The organism is Hippea jasoniae (genome assembly GCF_000744435.1).
GTDB classification, from domain to species: Bacteria; Campylobacterota_A; Desulfurellia; order Desulfurellales; family Hippeaceae; genus Hippea; species Hippea jasoniae.
In genome coordinates, this window is sequence record NZ_JQLX01000013.1 from 155,942 (window position 1) to 171,911 (window position 15,970).

17 protein-coding genes are annotated in these 15,970 nt (G+C 36.3%); 15 read left to right on the forward strand and 2 right to left on the reverse strand.

Annotated elements, in window-relative coordinates:
- Positions 1 to 2 precede the first annotated feature (2 nt).
- From EK17_RS05660 to murJ, 15 genes are read left to right on the forward strand one after another with little or no spacing between them, the layout of a single operon-like run.
- Positions 3 to 299, forward strand: coding sequence for a hypothetical protein (locus EK17_RS05660; protein ID WP_035588414.1), 297 nt, complete (start codon positions 3 to 5; stop codon positions 297 to 299).
- 3 nt (positions 300 to 302) lie between these two features.
- Complete coding sequence (locus EK17_RS05665; protein WP_051904461.1) at positions 303 to 2,648, forward strand: Lon protease family protein; 2,346 nt, start codon at positions 303 to 305, stop codon at positions 2,646 to 2,648.
- Entirely contained in the window at positions 2,648 to 3,799 is a 1,152-nt protein-coding gene (aroC, locus tag EK17_RS05670) for a chorismate synthase (RefSeq protein WP_035588417.1), read from the forward strand. The genes EK17_RS05665 and aroC overlap by 1 nt, the downstream gene beginning before the upstream one ends.
- Positions 3,796 to 4,284 carry a shikimate kinase gene (locus EK17_RS05675; protein ID WP_035588420.1) on the forward strand — a complete coding sequence of 163 codons (489 nt, stop codon included), beginning with the start codon at positions 3,796 to 3,798 and terminating at the stop codon, positions 4,282 to 4,284. Before aroC ends, EK17_RS05675 begins: the two co-directional genes overlap by 4 nt.
- 6 nt (positions 4,285 to 4,290) lie before the next feature.
- Entirely contained in the window at positions 4,291 to 5,151 is an 861-nt protein-coding gene (locus tag EK17_RS05680) for an HDOD domain-containing protein (RefSeq protein WP_035588423.1), read from the forward strand.
- Positions 5,148 to 6,056 carry an NAD-dependent epimerase/dehydratase family protein gene (locus EK17_RS09050; RefSeq protein WP_051904462.1) on the forward strand — a complete coding sequence of 303 codons (909 nt, stop codon included), beginning with the start codon at positions 5,148 to 5,150 and terminating at the stop codon, positions 6,054 to 6,056. The genes EK17_RS05680 and EK17_RS09050 overlap by 4 nt, the downstream gene beginning before the upstream one ends.
- Positions 6,034 to 7,062 (forward strand): S-methyl-5-thioribose-1-phosphate isomerase, encoded by a 1,029-nt coding sequence (gene mtnA / locus EK17_RS05690; RefSeq protein WP_084675096.1) that lies wholly within the window; start codon positions 6,034 to 6,036, stop codon positions 7,060 to 7,062. The genes EK17_RS09050 and mtnA overlap by 23 nt, the downstream gene beginning before the upstream one ends.
- On the forward strand, positions 7,052 to 7,816 hold the full coding sequence (locus tag EK17_RS05695) for an enoyl-CoA hydratase/isomerase family protein (protein WP_051904464.1): 765 nt from the start codon (positions 7,052 to 7,054) through the stop codon (positions 7,814 to 7,816). Before mtnA ends, EK17_RS05695 begins: the two co-directional genes overlap by 11 nt.
- A gap of 3 nt (positions 7,817 to 7,819) precedes the next feature.
- On the forward strand, positions 7,820 to 8,731 hold the full coding sequence (gene ftsY / locus EK17_RS05700) for a signal recognition particle-docking protein FtsY (protein ID WP_035588426.1): 912 nt from the start codon (positions 7,820 to 7,822) through the stop codon (positions 8,729 to 8,731).
- An 18-nt stretch (positions 8,732 to 8,749) separates the two neighbouring features.
- The gene (gene eno / locus EK17_RS05705) at positions 8,750 to 10,003 is read left to right on the forward strand and encodes a phosphopyruvate hydratase (RefSeq protein WP_035588429.1); all 1,254 of its coding nucleotides are present in this window, start codon (positions 8,750 to 8,752) and stop codon (positions 10,001 to 10,003) included.
- Positions 9,981 to 10,283: a hypothetical protein gene (locus EK17_RS05710; RefSeq protein WP_035588431.1), complete on the forward strand. Its 303-nt coding sequence runs from the start codon at positions 9,981 to 9,983 to the stop codon at positions 10,281 to 10,283. Before eno ends, EK17_RS05710 begins: the two co-directional genes overlap by 23 nt.
- Positions 10,284 to 10,290: 7 nt before the next feature.
- The gene (gene trmFO, locus EK17_RS05715; RefSeq protein WP_035588434.1) at positions 10,291 to 11,589 is read left to right on the forward strand and encodes a methylenetetrahydrofolate--tRNA-(uracil(54)-C(5))-methyltransferase (FADH(2)-oxidizing) TrmFO; all 1,299 of its coding nucleotides are present in this window, start codon (positions 10,291 to 10,293) and stop codon (positions 11,587 to 11,589) included.
- On the forward strand, positions 11,570 to 12,241 hold the full coding sequence (gene thyX / locus EK17_RS05720) for an FAD-dependent thymidylate synthase (RefSeq protein WP_035588436.1): 672 nt from the start codon (positions 11,570 to 11,572) through the stop codon (positions 12,239 to 12,241). The genes trmFO and thyX overlap by 20 nt, the downstream gene beginning before the upstream one ends.
- Positions 12,238 to 12,918: a 16S rRNA (cytidine(1402)-2'-O)-methyltransferase gene (rsmI, locus tag EK17_RS05725; RefSeq protein WP_051904465.1), complete on the forward strand. Its 681-nt coding sequence runs from the start codon at positions 12,238 to 12,240 to the stop codon at positions 12,916 to 12,918. The genes thyX and rsmI overlap by 4 nt, the downstream gene beginning before the upstream one ends.
- Positions 12,911 to 14,362 (forward strand): murein biosynthesis integral membrane protein MurJ, encoded by a 1,452-nt coding sequence (murJ, locus tag EK17_RS05730; protein WP_035588438.1) that lies wholly within the window; start codon positions 12,911 to 12,913, stop codon positions 14,360 to 14,362. The genes rsmI and murJ overlap by 8 nt, the downstream gene beginning before the upstream one ends.
- On the opposite strand, the gene mobA is transcribed toward murJ, so the two are convergent.
- On the reverse strand, positions 14,308 to 14,877 hold the full coding sequence (gene mobA, locus EK17_RS05735; protein ID WP_035588441.1) for a molybdenum cofactor guanylyltransferase: 570 nt from the start codon (positions 14,875 to 14,877) through the stop codon (positions 14,308 to 14,310). The two genes, murJ and mobA, sit on opposite strands and share 55 nt — an antisense overlap.
- On the reverse strand, positions 14,864 to 15,943 hold the full coding sequence (locus EK17_RS05740; protein ID WP_035588443.1) for a right-handed parallel beta-helix repeat-containing protein: 1,080 nt from the start codon (positions 15,941 to 15,943) through the stop codon (positions 14,864 to 14,866). The genes mobA and EK17_RS05740 overlap by 14 nt, the downstream gene beginning before the upstream one ends.
- Positions 15,944 to 15,970 lie beyond the last annotated feature (27 nt).

The following is a 15,970-nucleotide window of genomic DNA, read 5'->3' on the forward strand; positions in this document are numbered from 1 at the left end:
AGTTGAAGTGCGAGATTGATGTAATCATAGATAGAAAAAACAGATGGACGATTAAGGAAAAGCTATCAGAAAGCGGTATTCAGATAAAAGAGTGGTTTATAGAATTTTCAAGCAATAACACTATTGTTTCGTTTGAAGTGGACGATGGGGATACAGAAAAACTAAAAGATATCTTTGAATTGTTAAAGAATAGCTCATCAAGCAGGATAATACTACCCGATGGCAAAAGAATTAACCCTTTAAAAGAGGAGTTTGAGAGTTTTTTTAAAGAGGTTTGCAACTATATAGGGCAGGAGTAGCTCATGGCTATAAATAAACTTAATTATAACGATATTAAATTGACATTTGACATCAAAGAAGAATCGATAGAAAGTGAAGATTCTTTGATTTTCCAAAAGAGGATTGAGCTTGCTTTAAAGAAGCTTACTGAGGTGTCAAGTTATGACCACAATCTGTTTATCAGTGGTGATTTAAGCAGGGATGATAAATTTACCATCGTAAATATCCTGAAAAATCTATCAAAAGATGGTGATAAACTGTGGGATTATTGCTATGTAAATAATTTTAAAAACCCCAAACAGCCAAAGATAATCAAATTAAAGCCTGGCGATGGAAAAGAATTTAAACAATTAATGGATGATTTAGTAGATTATCTTGTAAAAAGTGTTCCCAATGTTTTTGAAAGTAAGGAGTATGAGGAACGCATCCAGAATGTTGTAAAACACTACGACGAGCAATACAAAAAACTCTACGACGAATTGCAAAAAAAAGCCAATGAGCTTGAGTTTGTTGTTAAGTTTTCCCAAATGGGCGTTGTGATAAACCCCGTTGTGGCAGGAAGGGTTATAACTGAAAGGGATTTTGCAAATCTTTCTGATGAGATGAAAAAGGAGATTGAAAACAGACGCAAGGAGCTTGAAAAGCATATTGAGGAATTTTTGGATAAAACAAGGCAGCTTGATAAAGAAAAACAGGATAAACTCAAAAAAATCAACGATGAGATGAGTCTGTTTATTGTTTCACCAAAGATAGATGAAATAAAAAAAAGATTTTCTTATAATAACGATGTTTCAGACTATCTTGATGATGTTGAGGATTATACGCTTAAAAATATAGCAATATTTCTGCCGCAAAAAAATCAGGGGTTTCCCTTTTTTCAGGTTCCCAATAGATACACCGAATACAGGGTAAATCTGTTTGTTGATAACTCCCAGACGAATAATACACCTGTTATCTACGATGAAAACCCCACTTATTATAATCTGTTTGGCAAGTTAGAAAAGCAGGCCTATTTCGGTGCTTTTATAACAGATTTTACGCATATTATTGCAGGCTCCATTCACAAAGCCAACGGCGGATATTTAGTTGTTGATGCAATAAATCTTTTAATAAACCCCGGTGTGTGGGATACGCTTAAAAAATCATTGTTATCAAGAAAGAGTATCATAGAAGAGTTTGCCGAAAAATACGGAATTATCGCATCAGAAACACTAAAGCCTCAACCAGTTGAACTTGACTTAAAGGTTGTAATAATTGGCGATGCATTTTTATATGAGTTGTTGTATGAGTATGATAACGATTTTAAAAAGCTATTTAAAATAAAAACGGATTTTGATTATGCTATACCAAAAAAGGAATCCATAACTGCCAAGTATATTGCAAAGATCAACGAATATTGCGAAAAAAAGCAGCTAAAAAAACCGGATATAAGTGGTTATGAGGCTTTACTTAAATACTCATGTAGACTTGCTGATGATAGAAAAAAACTGTGGGCTTACATGGATGATGTTTTTGATATAGTTAAAGAAGCGCAGGTTATAGCAAAGAGCGATAAATTAAGCTACAGTGACATAAAACTTGCAATTGATGAGAAAAAATTCTTAAGGGATTTAATAAAAGAAAAGCTTTTTGAAATGATTGAGGATGGTCAGATTATTATTGACCTGAAAGGTAAAAAAATCGGTGAGATAAATGGATTATCCGTTATTCAATTTGGAGATTTTTCTTTTGGTAGACCCAATAAAATAGTGGCAAGAACATATATCGGAAAGGATGGTATAGTAAATATTGAACGGGAGAGTAAGCTTTCAGGCAGGATATTCGATAAGGCATCACATATTATTGCAGGTTATATAAATTCAACCTACGGTTATAATAAAACATTGAGTTTTTCAGCTTCGCTTTCGTTTGAGCAATCGTATTCTATGATTGAGGGGGATTCTGCATCGGTTGCTGAGGTGTTGGCTATTCTATCTTCGCTTGCAGGTGTGGGTCTTAAGCAGAATTTGGCTGTAACCGGTTCAATTAATCAAAACGGAGTTGTGCAGCCTATAGGTGGCTTGAATGAAAAGATAGAGGGTTTTTTTGATGTTTGCAAACTTACGGGTAATCTTGAGGGCAGTGGCGTGGTATTACCCTCTAAAAATTTGAACAATCTTGTCTTAAACGATGAAGTTGAAGATGCTGTTAAAAAGGGTATTTTTCATCTCTATGCAATCGATACGATAGATGATGCTATAGAGATTTTTACAGATATAAAAGCAGGTAAACTGCTTAAAAAAGGCTTTGAAAAGGATAGTTTTCATTATCTTGTGGATAGGAAGCTAAAGAAAATTAATGAGATGATTAAAGCGGAGAATCAGGAGTAATGTTGAGATTTCTTGATGGCGGTGAATCACACGGAAAAGCCCTTGTTGCTATTATTGAAGGTTTTCCAGCGAATTTTGAGGTAGATTTGGATTTTATTAATAAGAATTTGCTTCTAAGACAATCAGGCTACGGAAGGGGCGGCAGGCAGAAAATAGAGCGTGACAGGGTTGAGATTTTAAGCGGCGTTAGATTTTCAAAAACACTAGCTAGCCCAATAACGATGCTGATTCCCAATAAAGATTATGAAAACTGGCAAAACATTATGGCGGCCTTTGGGGAAAAAAGCTATAAGAAAAGAGTAACAAAGCCACGCCCGGGTCATGCAGACCTTGCAGGATATCTGAAATACAACTTTGATGATATGAGAAATGTGCTTGAGCGCTCAAGCGCCCGCAATACAGCCATAAGGGTAGCTGTGGGTAGTTTGTGTGAGCAGGCTTTAGAAAAACTTGGTATTAAGCTGGTTGGTTTTGTTGAATCTATAGGAAAAATTAAGGCAAATATAGATTATTACGACAACGAAATAGAAAAGAAGACCTTAAAGTCACCGGTTTTTTGCCCTGATGAGTCTGCGACATTTGAAATGATAGCAGAAATAGAGAAAACAAAGCTGAAGGGTGATACATTGGGCGGTGTTGTTGTGGTCGTGGCAAAAGATGTGCCGCCAGGTCTTGGTAGTTATGTGTTTTACGACAGAAGGCTTGATGGCAGACTTGCCATGGCTTTAATGAGTATTCAGGCAGTCAAAGCCGTTGAGATAGGTGATGGTATTAAAAACGCATTTCTAACAGGTAGCGAAGTGCACGATGAAATTATTTATGAAAATGGTCAATACAAACGGCTATCAAACAGGGCTGGTGGCATTGAGGGTGGTATGTCAAACGGTGAGGATATTATCGTAAAAGCGTATATGAAACCGATTCCAACACTCATAAAGGGTTTGAGATCTGTTGATGTTTTAACAAAGGCCAAAAATATCGCAGCATTTGAGCGTAGCGATGTTTGTGCTACTCCTGCATTAAGTATTGTTGCAAAAAGCGCTGTTGCAATAGAGCTATTTAACGCTGTGCTTGAAAAATTTGGTAATGACGACTTTGAGGCTTTGAAAAAAGCTTTTATTGATTATAAAGAAAGTTTGAAAAATAGATGAATGTTGTGCTTGTGGGTTTTATGGGAGCCGGCAAAACAACAATCGCACGCATACTTGCCAAAAAGAAAAACCTGCGTTTTGTTGACACAGATAAACTCATAGAAAAAGAAACAGGACTAACAATTAAAGAAATCTTCAAAATTAAAGGAGAAGATTATTTTAGAGATTTAGAAAGACAGATTATCGATCGTTATCTATTGTTCTGTAATAATTGCGTCATAGCAACAGGTGGTGGCATGCCGTGTTTTTTTAACAATATGGAGAAGTTAAAAAAAATAGGTTTTGTTATATATGTTAATGTGGATTTTGATAGAATAGTAAAACGAGTTGGTGATTCTAACAGAAGGCCGTTATTTAGCAATCTTTCAGAGGCAAAAAGACTTTTCAATGAAAGGATTAAGTGTTATCATAAGGCTGATTTTGTTGTTGATGGCAACAAAGAAAAGGAAGAAGTTGTTCAAACTATAGAAAAGCTTGTATGGTAGGTGAAAATGAAGATATCTATTAAGCAGCTTGTTGATGATACAAAGGAAAAGCTTAGTTTTCCGCAAATTGCAATGCGGATTTTAAGGTTGTTTGAAAACGATGATTTAAGTGCATACCATCTTGCTAAGGTTGTTTCATTGGATCCTGTTTTAGCAGCTTATATTTTAAAAATTGCAAACTCTGCGTATTACAACTTTCCCGGTAAGGTAAAGACTTTATCTGATGCCATAACGATTATCGGTTTTGAGGAGATAAAAAAGATCGTTATTATGATCAGTGCCAAGAATGCATTTAAGGTTAGCGATGAATACGATAGGCTGTTGTGGGAGCATTCGCTTGCTGTGGCTGTTGCATCATCTGTGATCAATGCAAAAGTCAATATAACAGAGGATGGTATAGCCTACATTGCAGGTCTTCTGCACGATATTGGTAAGATAGTGTTTAAAAAGAATGAAACAGTGGGTTATAAAGAGCTGTTGAAGGAAGCTATAGAAAACGATGTAGATATGCATTTACTTGAGGAGAAGCAGTTTGGTTATAATCACGCCGATGTAGGTGGATATCTTTTGGAGGAGTGGAATTTTGATCAGGAGATTATAGATGCTGTTGCATTTCACCATCTAAATTTTACCATCAAAAAGGCATCGGATTTCTTAAAAAAAGCAGCTTTAGTTAATGTTTCCGATTTTATAGTTAATCGTTTTTTAGGTATTGGCAGGGCAAAAATAGAGGATTTTGGTGTTGTGTTTGAGTTGCCCGCATCCAAGACAATAGACTTTAATATAAGCGATATAGCATCACTAATTGATGAAATCTATCAGAAATTTGAAATTTTAAAAACGACGATGGAAGAAGAGGCTGCATGAGGATTTTTATAACCGGAGCCACGGGATTTGTTGGTATAAATACGGTTTTTGAGTTGTCAAAAAATCATGAGCTTTTTTTGTTGGTTAGGAATATAGATAAAGCCAGGCTCTTTGAAGGTTTAAGCAATGTCAGGTTTATAAAAGGTGATGTTGTAGACTTTAAGGCTGATATTAGTGAGAATTTTGATGCTATCATTCATATAGCAGGCAGAATCAAAGCCGATAACCTACAAAAGCTTTATCAAACAAATGTTGATGGATGTAAAAATATTGCATTATTTGCAAAACAAAAGGGGATTAGGAACATTGTTTATCTTTCAAGCCTTGCAGCAAGAGGGCCTGATGAGAGAGGCTATCCCGTCTCCCATTACGGAAACTCAAAACGGTTAGGGGAGCTTGAGTTTTTAAAGTTACATTTTGACTCAAATCTGAAGATTTTAAGACCACCAATTATCTATGGACCGTATGATAGAGGTATGCTGGATGTCTTTAGAATTGCAAAAACAGGGTTTTTCCCGGTTTTAGAAAGAGTCTATAGTCTTGTGCATGTTTTTGATGTTGTTAAAGCTATAGAAAAACTGCTTTATGTAAATAGGCAGAGCGCAAAGGTTTATTATATATCTGGCGGTGATCTTACTATGGAGCAGCTGGCTAAAAAGCTGTTTGAGGTATTTTCAAAAAAGGGTAGAATCATTAAAATACCAGAAATCGTTATACCTTTATTAAGAGTATTATCGCATGAAGGTTCACCTCTAACAAAGGACAAGCTAAGGGAGTTAAAGGCCACAAAATGGCTGTGTGATAATACAAAACTCTACAGGGATACTAATTTTCTACCAGAGATCTACCATGACGATGGTTTAAGAAAGACTGCTTTGTGGTATGAAGAGCATGGATGGTTATAGTCCTATAATTGTTAAAGATTCAGATGATATTTTGCTGCTTGACCAGAGAATACTCCCGCAGAAAAAAGAGTATTTAAAAGCTGTTGATTTAGATGATTTTGTTTATGCAATAAGGGAGATGGTTGTAAGGGGTGCACCTCTAATTGGTATTGTAGCTGCATTTGGTTATTATGTAGCTATCAGGGATGCCGGCAGCAAAAAAGAAATCAAAATCAGGGCAAGAAAGGCAAAAGAAAAACTCTCCCGGAGCAGACCTACAGCTGTAAATCTGTTTTATGCACTTGATATAATGGAAAAAACATTAAATGAAAAAATCGATATACTGCCTTCTGAGAAACTTAAAAAGAAACTCAGAGCTGTAGCATTTGGATTGTGGGAGTCTCAGAAAGAAGAAGACCTTGCAATAGCATCAAACGGTGTTGAGTTTTTTAAAGATAAAGAAACGATTTTAACCCATTGCAATACAGGCTCACTTGCCACAGGCGGCATCGGCACGGCGCTGGGTATCATAAAGATGCTTTTTAAAAAGGGCAGTTTGAAGATGGTTTATGTGGATGAAACAAGGCCTTATCTACAGGGTGCAAGACTGACGGCTTTTGAGCTATCCAACGAGGGTATTCCTTACAAAATTATAACTGATAATACCGCCGGATTGCTTATTGCAAAGGGTATGGTGGATGGTGTCGTGGTAGGTGCAGACAGGATTGCGGCAAACGGTGATGTAGCAAACAAGATTGGCACCTACATGGTGGCTTTAGCTGCAAAGCAAAACAATGTGGATTTTGTTGTTGCAGCACCTGAGTCAACAATCGATAGAGATATAAAAGATGGCAGTGAAATAGTTATAGAGCAAAGAAGTGAGGATGAGGTGTTGAATTGTGGCAAATGTAGAATTGCCCCTGGGGATGCCCATGCTCTACACTACGGCTTTGATATAACGCCATCTTATTTGATATCTGCAATTATCACGCAGAAGAAAATCTACAGGCAGCCTTATGAATTCTGAGTTTTTGCTTTATGAGAAGGACAAAGATATAGGAATTTTAACGCTAAACAGGGCAGATAAGCACAACGCTATCAGCAAAGAGTATATGGATCAGCTTGAGGAGTTTTTGCGTTATGCAAAAAAAGAAGAGATAAAAGCTCTCATTGTTAAGTCTGCAGGTGAGAATGTATTTTCAGCCGGAGGCGACATCTCATATTTTATAACGCTTAAATCAAAAGAGGATGCATACAGCATGGCTTTGAGGATGCATAATATTTTAAGCGACTTTGAGGATTTGCCATATCCTACGATCTGTGTTGTAAACGGCTCTGCTGTCGGCGGAGGGGCAGAGATTATACTTGCATTTGATATACGATTTGCCCGAAGCGATATATTTATTCAGTTTAAAGAAAAGGCAATGGGCGTAACCACTGGATGGGGTGGAACATACAGGCTTGTGAGACTTGTTGGGTATTCAAAGGCTCTGGAGCTGTTGCTTTATGCTAAAAAGATAGATGCAAAAGAGGCAAAGGATATAGGGCTTGTTAATGAGATTTACGATAAAAGTATTTTGTTTGAGAAAGCAATGGAATTTTGTTATGGACTTAAGGATGATGATGTGCGACTTATCCGTTACATAAAAAAGCTATCAAAGGAATCTGCTCATCTAAACAGGGATAGTGCCATGCAGCTTGAAAGAGAGCTGTTTAAGGAATCGTGGATGTTTGGAAAACGCCAAAGGATGATGGAGAAATTTCTAAACAAAAGGGATTAGGTTATGGGTTTTTTGAAGAGTATTTCTGAAAAACTGTTTAAAACGAAAAGGGGCTTTACAGAAAAGATTCATGAGGAATCAAAAAAGGATGAGCCGATAACCGATGAATATTTGGACTTTATTGAAGAGCTTTTGATAGAGGCAGATTTTGGTGTTAAAACAACAATGAAAGTAATGGAGGCAATAGAGGAAGGGATTGACAAAGGTGATATAAAGACAAGGCGTGATGTAGAGTTAAAGATAAGAGAGGTAATTTTAGATATCTTAAAGCAGGTTGAAAAACCGCTTGAGATAAGAAAGTCAAAGTTTGTAGTGATGGTTGTAGGTATTAACGGCTCAGGTAAAACAACAACAATTGGCAAGCTTGCAAACTTTCAGACAGACAGAGGTAAAAAGGTTTTGCTTGTTGCTGCAGATACCTTTAGAGCTGCAGCGATAGATCAGCTTGAGGTGTGGGCTAAAAGGGTTTCAGCTGATATTGTGAAACAACAGGAGGGTGCAGACCCTGCTGCGGTTGCATTTGACGGCGTTACAAGTGGAGTTGCAAAAAATTACGATGTGATCTTTGTTGATACAGCAGGCAGGCTTCATACGCAAAAAAACCTGATGAATGAGGTGATTAAAATAAAAAAGGCGATCACAAAGGCCTACAGCGAGGCACCACATGAGGTTTTACTGGTTTTAGATGCTACAATCGGCCAGAATGCGATAAATCAAGCACGTGAGTTTAACAGGGCTTTAGGTATAACAGGTATTGTTCTTACAAAGATGGACGGCACTGCCAAAGGTGGCATTATTGTGGCAATAAGTGAAGAGTTTAAGATACCGATTAGATATATCGGTATAGGTGAAGGTATGGATGATTTAAAAGCCTTTAATGCAAGAGATTTTGTTGAGTCTGTTTTTGTTCCCTAAATAGATGGAGGTGTAAAAATGGGAGTTATAGTAGATGTTTATGCGCTTGAGATTTTAGATTCAAGGGGCAATCCAACAATTAGATGTACTGTTAAAACAGAAAACGATGTGGTTGGTGTGGCTGAGGTGCCAAGTGGTGCATCAACGGGCGATAATGAGGCTATAGAGCTTAGGGATAATGGCGATAGATACAGGGGGAAAGGTGTTTTAACAGCTGTTTCAAATATCAACGAGAAGATAGCTGATGAGATTATCGGCATCGATGTGTTTGAGCAGGCAGAAATAGATAATACAATGATTGAGCTTGATGGCACAGAAAACAAAGCCAACTTAGGTGCAAATGCTATTCTGGCTGTTTCTATGGCAGTTGCAAGGGCTGCAGCAAGTGAGCTGAAGGTTCCTTTATACAGGTATTTGGGCGGTCTTCATGCAAATCTTTTACCCATACCGATGCTCAACATCTTAAACGGCGGAAAACATGCGGATAACAATGTAGATTTTCAGGAGTTTATGATAACACCGATTGGTGCAGAAAGCTTCAAGGATGCTATGAGAATGGCATCAGATACATTCTGGGCACTCAAAGGGATTTTAAAAGAAAAGGGTTTGTTTACAGGCGTTGGTGATGAGGGTGGTTTTGCCCCGAATCTTTCAAGTAATGAGGAAGCCATAGAATTGATTTTGCAGGCTATAGAAAAGGCAGGCTACAAACCCATGGATGATATTGCTTTATCGCTTGATCCGGCTGCAAGTGAGTTTTATAGCGATAATTATTATAAGATTGGCAATGAAAAACTTTCAAGCGATGATATGATCGAGCTATATAAAAAGCTGTTAGAAAAATATCCGATTATATCAATAGAGGATGGACTTGCAGAAAACGACTGGGATGGTTGGGCGAAGCTCACCGAAGAGGTTGGCGATTATGTGATGCTTGTTGGAGATGATATTTTTGTAACCAATACAGAGTTGATTAATAAAGGAATAGAAAATGCTATTGCTAATGCGGTGCTGATCAAGTTGAATCAGATCGGCACACTAACCGAAACGCTTGATGCGATCAGACTTGCAGAGGATGCAGCTTACAACTTTGTAATTTCCCACAGATCGGGGGAGACAATGGATACATTTATAGCTGATCTTGCCGTTGCAACAAACAGCGGCTGGATTAAAACCGGCTCTGTCTCAAGAGGCGAAAGGATTGCTAAATACAACAGGCTTATTGAGATAGAGGATGAGATGTTCCCTTATGGAGAATATCCAGGCTGGTAAGCTGTTCAATATAATTATTGCCATATTTGTTATTGTTTTTGCGGGTTTGACAGCCAAAGGTATATATTTGAGGCATAAACAGATTGAAAAACTAAAAGCCGAAAGCTCTATCTTGGATAGCAGGATCTCGATGCTAAAGAAAAATATAGAACATATCAAAAGGCAGATCAATTTAGCCAAACAGGATCCAAACTACATCAAACATAAAGCTACAGAAAGATACCTTATAACAAACGATAAAAACGAAACGATTCTAATATTCAGTCCAAAAGATAGATAGGTTGTTTATGGAAGTAAATATCGTTGGTGGCGGCCTTGCAGGTGTTGAGGCCGCCTTTGCTTTAGCAAATAGGGGTGTAGCAGTTAATCTTTTTGAAATGAAGCCAGAATTTTTTAGTGATGTTCACAAAAGTGAGTATTTAGCTGAAATTGTTTGCTCAAACTCCTTTGGTAGCAAAAAGCTTACAACGGCAAGTGGTGTATTAAAAAAGGAGATGGAAATATTAGACTCTATTTTGTTAAAGGCTGCGCACAAAGCAGAAGTGGAGGCGGGCAATGCTTTAGCCGTTGATAGAGTGCAATTTTCAAAACTTGTTACGCAATGGGTGCTTGAAAACAAAAATATAAAGCTAAAAAGGGAAATTGTAGAGAAATTGGATAATAACCATATCTGGATTGTAGCCTGCGGGCCGCTGTGTCATAATAGATTGGTCGAATGGATAAGGCACAATATCCTTGATGGTGAGTTTTTATATTTTTATGATGCTATTGCGCCGATTGTATATGCCGATAGCGTTGATTTTTCAAAGGGTTTCTGGGGTTCAAGATACAGTGATGATAAGGATTATTTTAACTGTATATTGAATGAAAAGGAATACGATGTTTTTTATAACGCTTTAATTGAGGCAGAAAAGATTGAATTTAAAGAGTTTGAAAAAAACTATTATGAGGCATGCCTTCCCATAGAGGAGATTGCAAGCCGTGGTAAACAAACACTACTTTTTGGACCACTAAAACCTGTTGGTTTAAAATACAAAGGTAGGCAACCATTTGCCGTTGTACAGTTAAGAAAAGAGAATAAACAGGGGAGTCTTTTATCGATTGTTGGTTTTCAAACAAAGCTTACATATCCTGAACAAAAAAAGGTTTTTAGACTTATACCAGCGTTGAGGAATGCAGAGTTTGCAAAATTAGGCAGCCTTCACAGGAATACCTATTTAGATGCCCCGCGCGTTTTAAATGTTTTTCTGCAATCAAAAAAGATGGATAATATTTTTTTTGCAGGTCAATTAAGCGGGGTTGAGGGTTATATGGCCTCTGCTGTTACAGGGATTTATGTAGGTATGAATGTAGCCTTGCTTATTAAGAAAGATAGAATGCTTAAGCCACCTGAAAATACGATGTTTGGCGGTTTGATAAGGTATATCACATCAAAAGAGGAAAAACTTCAGCCGATTGGTGAAAACTTTGGATTCATAGATATTGGAAAGATGAAAAATAAAAGACAAAAGAGGCTTCTTCAGGCAAAGGAGGCAATAGAAAACACAAGAAGATGGAGAGAGCTTTATGAAAGTGAGTTTGCTTAATTTTACTCAAGACCCAGACATGACAGCGGCGATTTCTGCCCGCAATTGCTATTCATCAACACCACCAAGAAAGCTAAACGATGATGAAATAAAAAGAATCTTAAGACAGGTGATTGGCTCTGGTCATCTGTCGGTTATAGAGCATGTGAGTTTTACATTTCTTGTTGAGGGCATAAGCAGGGTTGCCACGCATCAGCTTGTAAGACACAGACTTGCAAGCTACTCCCAGCAAAGCCATAGATACACAAAAATCAAGCAGGAGAGTTTTGTTATACCGCCCTCTATTAATGATAATGAAGAGGCAAAAAAATTATTCAACGAAGTTGTTGAAAAAAGTCTTGAGGTTTATGAGAAACTGATAGCAATGGGCATAAAAAAGGAGGATGCGCGTTTTGTTATCCCGCAGGCTGTATCATCAAATATCGTTATTACGATGAATGCAAGAGAGCTTTTGCATTTTTTTACTTTGAGGTGTTGCGTCAGGGCGCAATGGGAGATCAGAGCTCTTGCTATAGAGATGTTAAAACTTGCTAAAAGCAAAGCACCTGTGATATTTGAAAAAGCAGGACCAGCCTGCATAAAGGGTAGATGCCCCGAAAAACAACCCTGTGATAACATACCCCAGATCAGGGAGTTTTTTAAAAACCTATGAGCGGCAAGCTGTTTGTTGTTGCAACACCCATAGGCAATCTAAAAGATATCACCTTCAGGGCTGTTGAAACGCTAAAAAGCGTAGATTATATCCTTGCAGAATCACCTCACCATTCAAAAAGGCTGCTTGAGACTTATGCAATTAAAACAAAAACAGTCAAATATAACGATGATTATAATGTTGAAAAAATTATAGAAAAAGCTGTTGAGGATTTAAAAAGTGGTCTTAATATTGCATTAATTAGCGATGCAGGTACTCCAACAATTTCAGATCCAGGATACAAAATCGTTCATAGATGCAGGCAGGAAAATATCGATGTGGTTCCAGTTCCTGGGGCAAATGCAGCGATTGCAGCTGTTAGCGTAAGTGGCCTGCCTACCGATAAGTTTGTTTTTCTGGGTTTTCTACCAAAGGGTAAGCTTAAAAAAGAAAAGATGCTCAAAAGTTATGATGGTGATGCCACGATTGTGCTTTATGAGTCGCCTCATAGAATCCTTAAAACGCTAAATGCAATTAAGTCAGCTTTAGGCAGGCGTTATGTTGTTGTGGCAAGGGAGATTACCAAAATCCATGAAGAGTTTATAAGTGGTTTTGTTGATGAGGTAGAAGAGATAATTGCAAACAAAAGCTCGATTAAAGGCGAGTTTGTAGTTCTTATCAGAAAAGCTGATGTTTAAAAATGCTCAGATTATAGCTTTTTTTACCTTTATAAGCAGGATTTTTGGGTATATAAGGGATCTTTTTATAGCATCATACTTTGGTGCAAATTTCTATACAGATATTTTCTTTATTCTTTTCAGGATTCCCAATTCATTCAGGAGATTTATAGGCGAAGGGGCTTTAAACTCCTCTGTTGTGCCGGTTTTAAGTAAGCTTGATAAAACGCAAAAAAATCAGACCATTAACAGCCTTCTGTTTTACTTTTCTGTTATTCTTTTATTTGTGGTTATTATTGGCGAGCTGTTTCCTAAACTGTTTATAGCTTTATTTGCAGCAGGTTACCTTCAAAATCCTCACATTCACATGATAGAGAATCTTTTTAGACTGATTTTTCCTTATCTATTCTTTATCGGCTTAACGGTTCTTTTGATGGGTATTCTAAACAGTTTCAAAAAGTTTGCTATTCCAGCATTCTGTCCTGTTTTGCTCAATCTAAGCATAATTGCAAGCGTTGTTTTTCTGTATAATTTTTTTAAAAACCCTGTTTATGCCCTTATTATTGGAGTTCTGATTGGCGGGGTTTTGCAGCTTTCCTTGTCGTTTTTTGATTTTTTAACGCTTAAAATTCCCTTTAAACGCCCCATTATCAATGAACCTTTAAAAGAGATCTTCAAACTGCTTGGTTTGTCAATTGTTGGCAACTCGGCCTATCAAATATCATCTATGGTTGATACTGTTGTGGCAAGCTTTTTGGCTGCTGGTAGTTTTTCTTTTATATTTTATGCAAACAGGCTGTTTCAGTTTCCCTATGCCGTATTTCTGCTTGCAGTTGCACAGGCTTCGCTTCCGGATTTATCACGACTATCGATAGAAAAGCTATTTGTTGTCACAAAACGGATTTTAGAATTTGTAATTATAATCGGTATTATTATTTCAATTTATACGATTATTTTTTCATTTGATATTGTAAAGTTGATCTTTATGCACGGCAGATTTTCTTACTCTGATGCTATAAATACATCCATAGCCCTTCAGATTTTTATTGCAGGTTTTGTTTTTTTTGGTATATCCAAGATACTTTCAAACAGCTTCTATGCCATAAAGGATGCCAAAACCCCTCTAAAAGCCTCTGTTTTTTCTTCCGTAGTTGCTATAGTTTCCTCTGTTGCTTTAGGCTTTTTGCTTGGTTTTAAAGGCCTTGCTTTATCAACTACTATTGCTGCAGTTGTAAATGCAGGCTTTCTTTTTTTTAAAGCAAATCAAAGATTTGGTAGATTTGGTTTTAAGGATATTGTTAATCTCAAAATTTTATCATCTGTTTTTGTTTTGTCTTTGTTGTTTGTTGTCCTAAAGCAGTTTAAATACGGATTCTATGTGTCTATTTTTGTGGTTTTACCTGTTTTCTTTTATATTTTTTTTGAGTATAAAAGAATCTTTTCAGCTTCCTTTAAATCGCTGTAGTTGTTGATATTAAAGAAAATCATTTCATTATCGGTTTTAATTGTTTTAACGCCTATGTTTTCTATCAAATCCAGTATCCTTCTGTTTGAGCAATCCATTTTTAAGATTTCTTTATCAGGATCACATATTACTATCGGCAGGGTTTTAAGTTTATTGTTTTGTTTGTAACATACAGCTATAGGTTTTTTATCGATTGCATCAATTAATCTTGAAATATGCTCTTTTTTGACAAACGGCATATCGGCAGCAAGAAAAACATAAATATCAGCGCTAACCTCTTTTATTACATTGGCTATTCCACATGCTGGACCTAAAAACGGCTTTTGATCTTTTATAATTTTGTAGCCTTCAAATGTTTCGTTATGCCTTGTACTTATATAAACATCATTGGAAATTTCAAAAGCTACCTGAAGTGCATAATCTATCAATTTTTTACCGTTGAGGGTTGCAAAACGCTTATCATTGCCAAAGCGACTGCTTTTTCCACCGGCTAATATGCAGCTAACTGTTTTCATAGTAAACCCTTTCTATATTTTCGCTCATGATAGCGGAATTTATACTATTTATCTTGCCATTTATTCTTATATTTGTGAGTTTTACATAATTGCAATCTGTTATATTTATGTTTCCTTCAACACTTGAACTATAAATTCTTAATTTTGAACTATCAAAAAACAATGAATTTTTTAAGAAATTACACCCCTCTATTGTGAATGTGGAATTTTCAAAAGACTGTATGGCTTTTGAATTATTTGATACTGTCGAGTTTTTTATCTCTACTGTGGCGGTTTTTGAAGCGTATATACCTGTAAAACCATTTTCAATCCTGCAGTTATTGATTAAAACATTAGCATTATTGATGGTAATCTGTGCAAAATCATGCTCATCGATGTTATCTGTTAAAGTGGTGTTTTCCAATTTGCAGCTGCATCCACCGTCTATAAAAATACCTCTTTTATTGTTTTTTATCGTGCAGTTGATAATTTCAACTTTTGAGCCAAGTTGCATATTAATGGTAAAAGAGTGAGTGTTTTTTATTGTTGAATTTTGTATTATGCCTTCTGATGCTGTTAGAGAAATATTATTGAATAATTCACTATCAGAAGCGTTGTTAACAATAAAAGAGTCTCTTATAAAAAAATCAACAGATTCACACAGTATGGCATAACCGGAATTGTTTTCAATCAAAGTTTCTATTATTTCTATTTCTGAGCTTTCAGCCTCTATACCACAAAAGTTTAAACCATTTTTTATGCTTGAGTTTTTAATTGAAGTTTTTGTGTTTTGAAAAAGCAGTTGAGGCAGTATTAATTCATCACTAAAATTGTTATCGAAGATGCAGTTGTTTATATAAATTTCTGAGTTTTCAGCCGTGATTGCAGTGGTTTTACAGTTTTTAAAAAAGCAGTTGTTAAATGTAACAGCTGAGTTTATTAAAGAAATTGGACTATTAAAACGACAATGATTAAACTCTATTCTTCTATTTTTTAACTCAACATCATCAGTGATAATCTTATCGTTAATTATTTCTGTTTTCATTGTTGCATTTTTCTTTTTAAACCTTAAAATAATCTCAACCATTCTATTGCTTTAGTAAAATTTTTCAAG

What these genes read in the sequence shown, in the direction of transcription:
- EK17_RS05680 (WP_035588423.1), top strand. Translation starts at nt 4,291, where the DNA reads ATGAAGATATCTATTAAGCAGCTTGTTGATGATACAAAGGAAAAGCTT.
- trmFO (WP_035588434.1), top strand. Translation starts at nt 10,291, where the DNA reads ATGGAAGTAAATATCGTTGGTGGCGGCCTTGCAGGTGTTGAGGCCGCC.
- EK17_RS05740 (WP_035588443.1), bottom strand. Translation starts at nt 15,943, where the DNA reads ATGGTTGAGATTATTTTAAGGTTTAAAAAGAAAAATGCAACAATGAAA.
- EK17_RS05710 (WP_035588431.1), top strand. Translation starts at nt 9,981, where the DNA reads ATGGAGAATATCCAGGCTGGTAAGCTGTTCAATATAATTATTGCCATA.
- EK17_RS05665 (WP_051904461.1), top strand. Translation starts at nt 303, where the DNA reads ATGGCTATAAATAAACTTAATTATAACGATATTAAATTGACATTTGAC.
- murJ (WP_035588438.1), top strand. Translation starts at nt 12,911, where the DNA reads ATGTTTAAAAATGCTCAGATTATAGCTTTTTTTACCTTTATAAGCAGG.
- ftsY (WP_035588426.1), top strand. Translation starts at nt 7,820, where the DNA reads ATGGGTTTTTTGAAGAGTATTTCTGAAAAACTGTTTAAAACGAAAAGG.
- eno (WP_035588429.1), top strand. Translation starts at nt 8,750, where the DNA reads ATGGGAGTTATAGTAGATGTTTATGCGCTTGAGATTTTAGATTCAAGG.
- aroC (WP_035588417.1), top strand. Translation starts at nt 2,648, where the DNA reads ATGTTGAGATTTCTTGATGGCGGTGAATCACACGGAAAAGCCCTTGTT.
- mobA (WP_035588441.1), bottom strand. Translation starts at nt 14,877, where the DNA reads ATGAAAACAGTTAGCTGCATATTAGCCGGTGGAAAAAGCAGTCGCTTT.
- EK17_RS05675 (WP_035588420.1), top strand. Translation starts at nt 3,796, where the DNA reads ATGAATGTTGTGCTTGTGGGTTTTATGGGAGCCGGCAAAACAACAATC.
- rsmI (WP_051904465.1), top strand. Translation starts at nt 12,238, where the DNA reads ATGAGCGGCAAGCTGTTTGTTGTTGCAACACCCATAGGCAATCTAAAA.
- EK17_RS05695 (WP_051904464.1), top strand. Translation starts at nt 7,052, where the DNA reads ATGAATTCTGAGTTTTTGCTTTATGAGAAGGACAAAGATATAGGAATT.
- thyX (WP_035588436.1), top strand. Translation starts at nt 11,570, where the DNA reads ATGAAAGTGAGTTTGCTTAATTTTACTCAAGACCCAGACATGACAGCG.
- EK17_RS09050 (WP_051904462.1), top strand. Translation starts at nt 5,148, where the DNA reads ATGAGGATTTTTATAACCGGAGCCACGGGATTTGTTGGTATAAATACG.
- mtnA (WP_084675096.1), top strand. Translation starts at nt 6,034, where the DNA reads ATGAAGAGCATGGATGGTTATAGTCCTATAATTGTTAAAGATTCAGAT.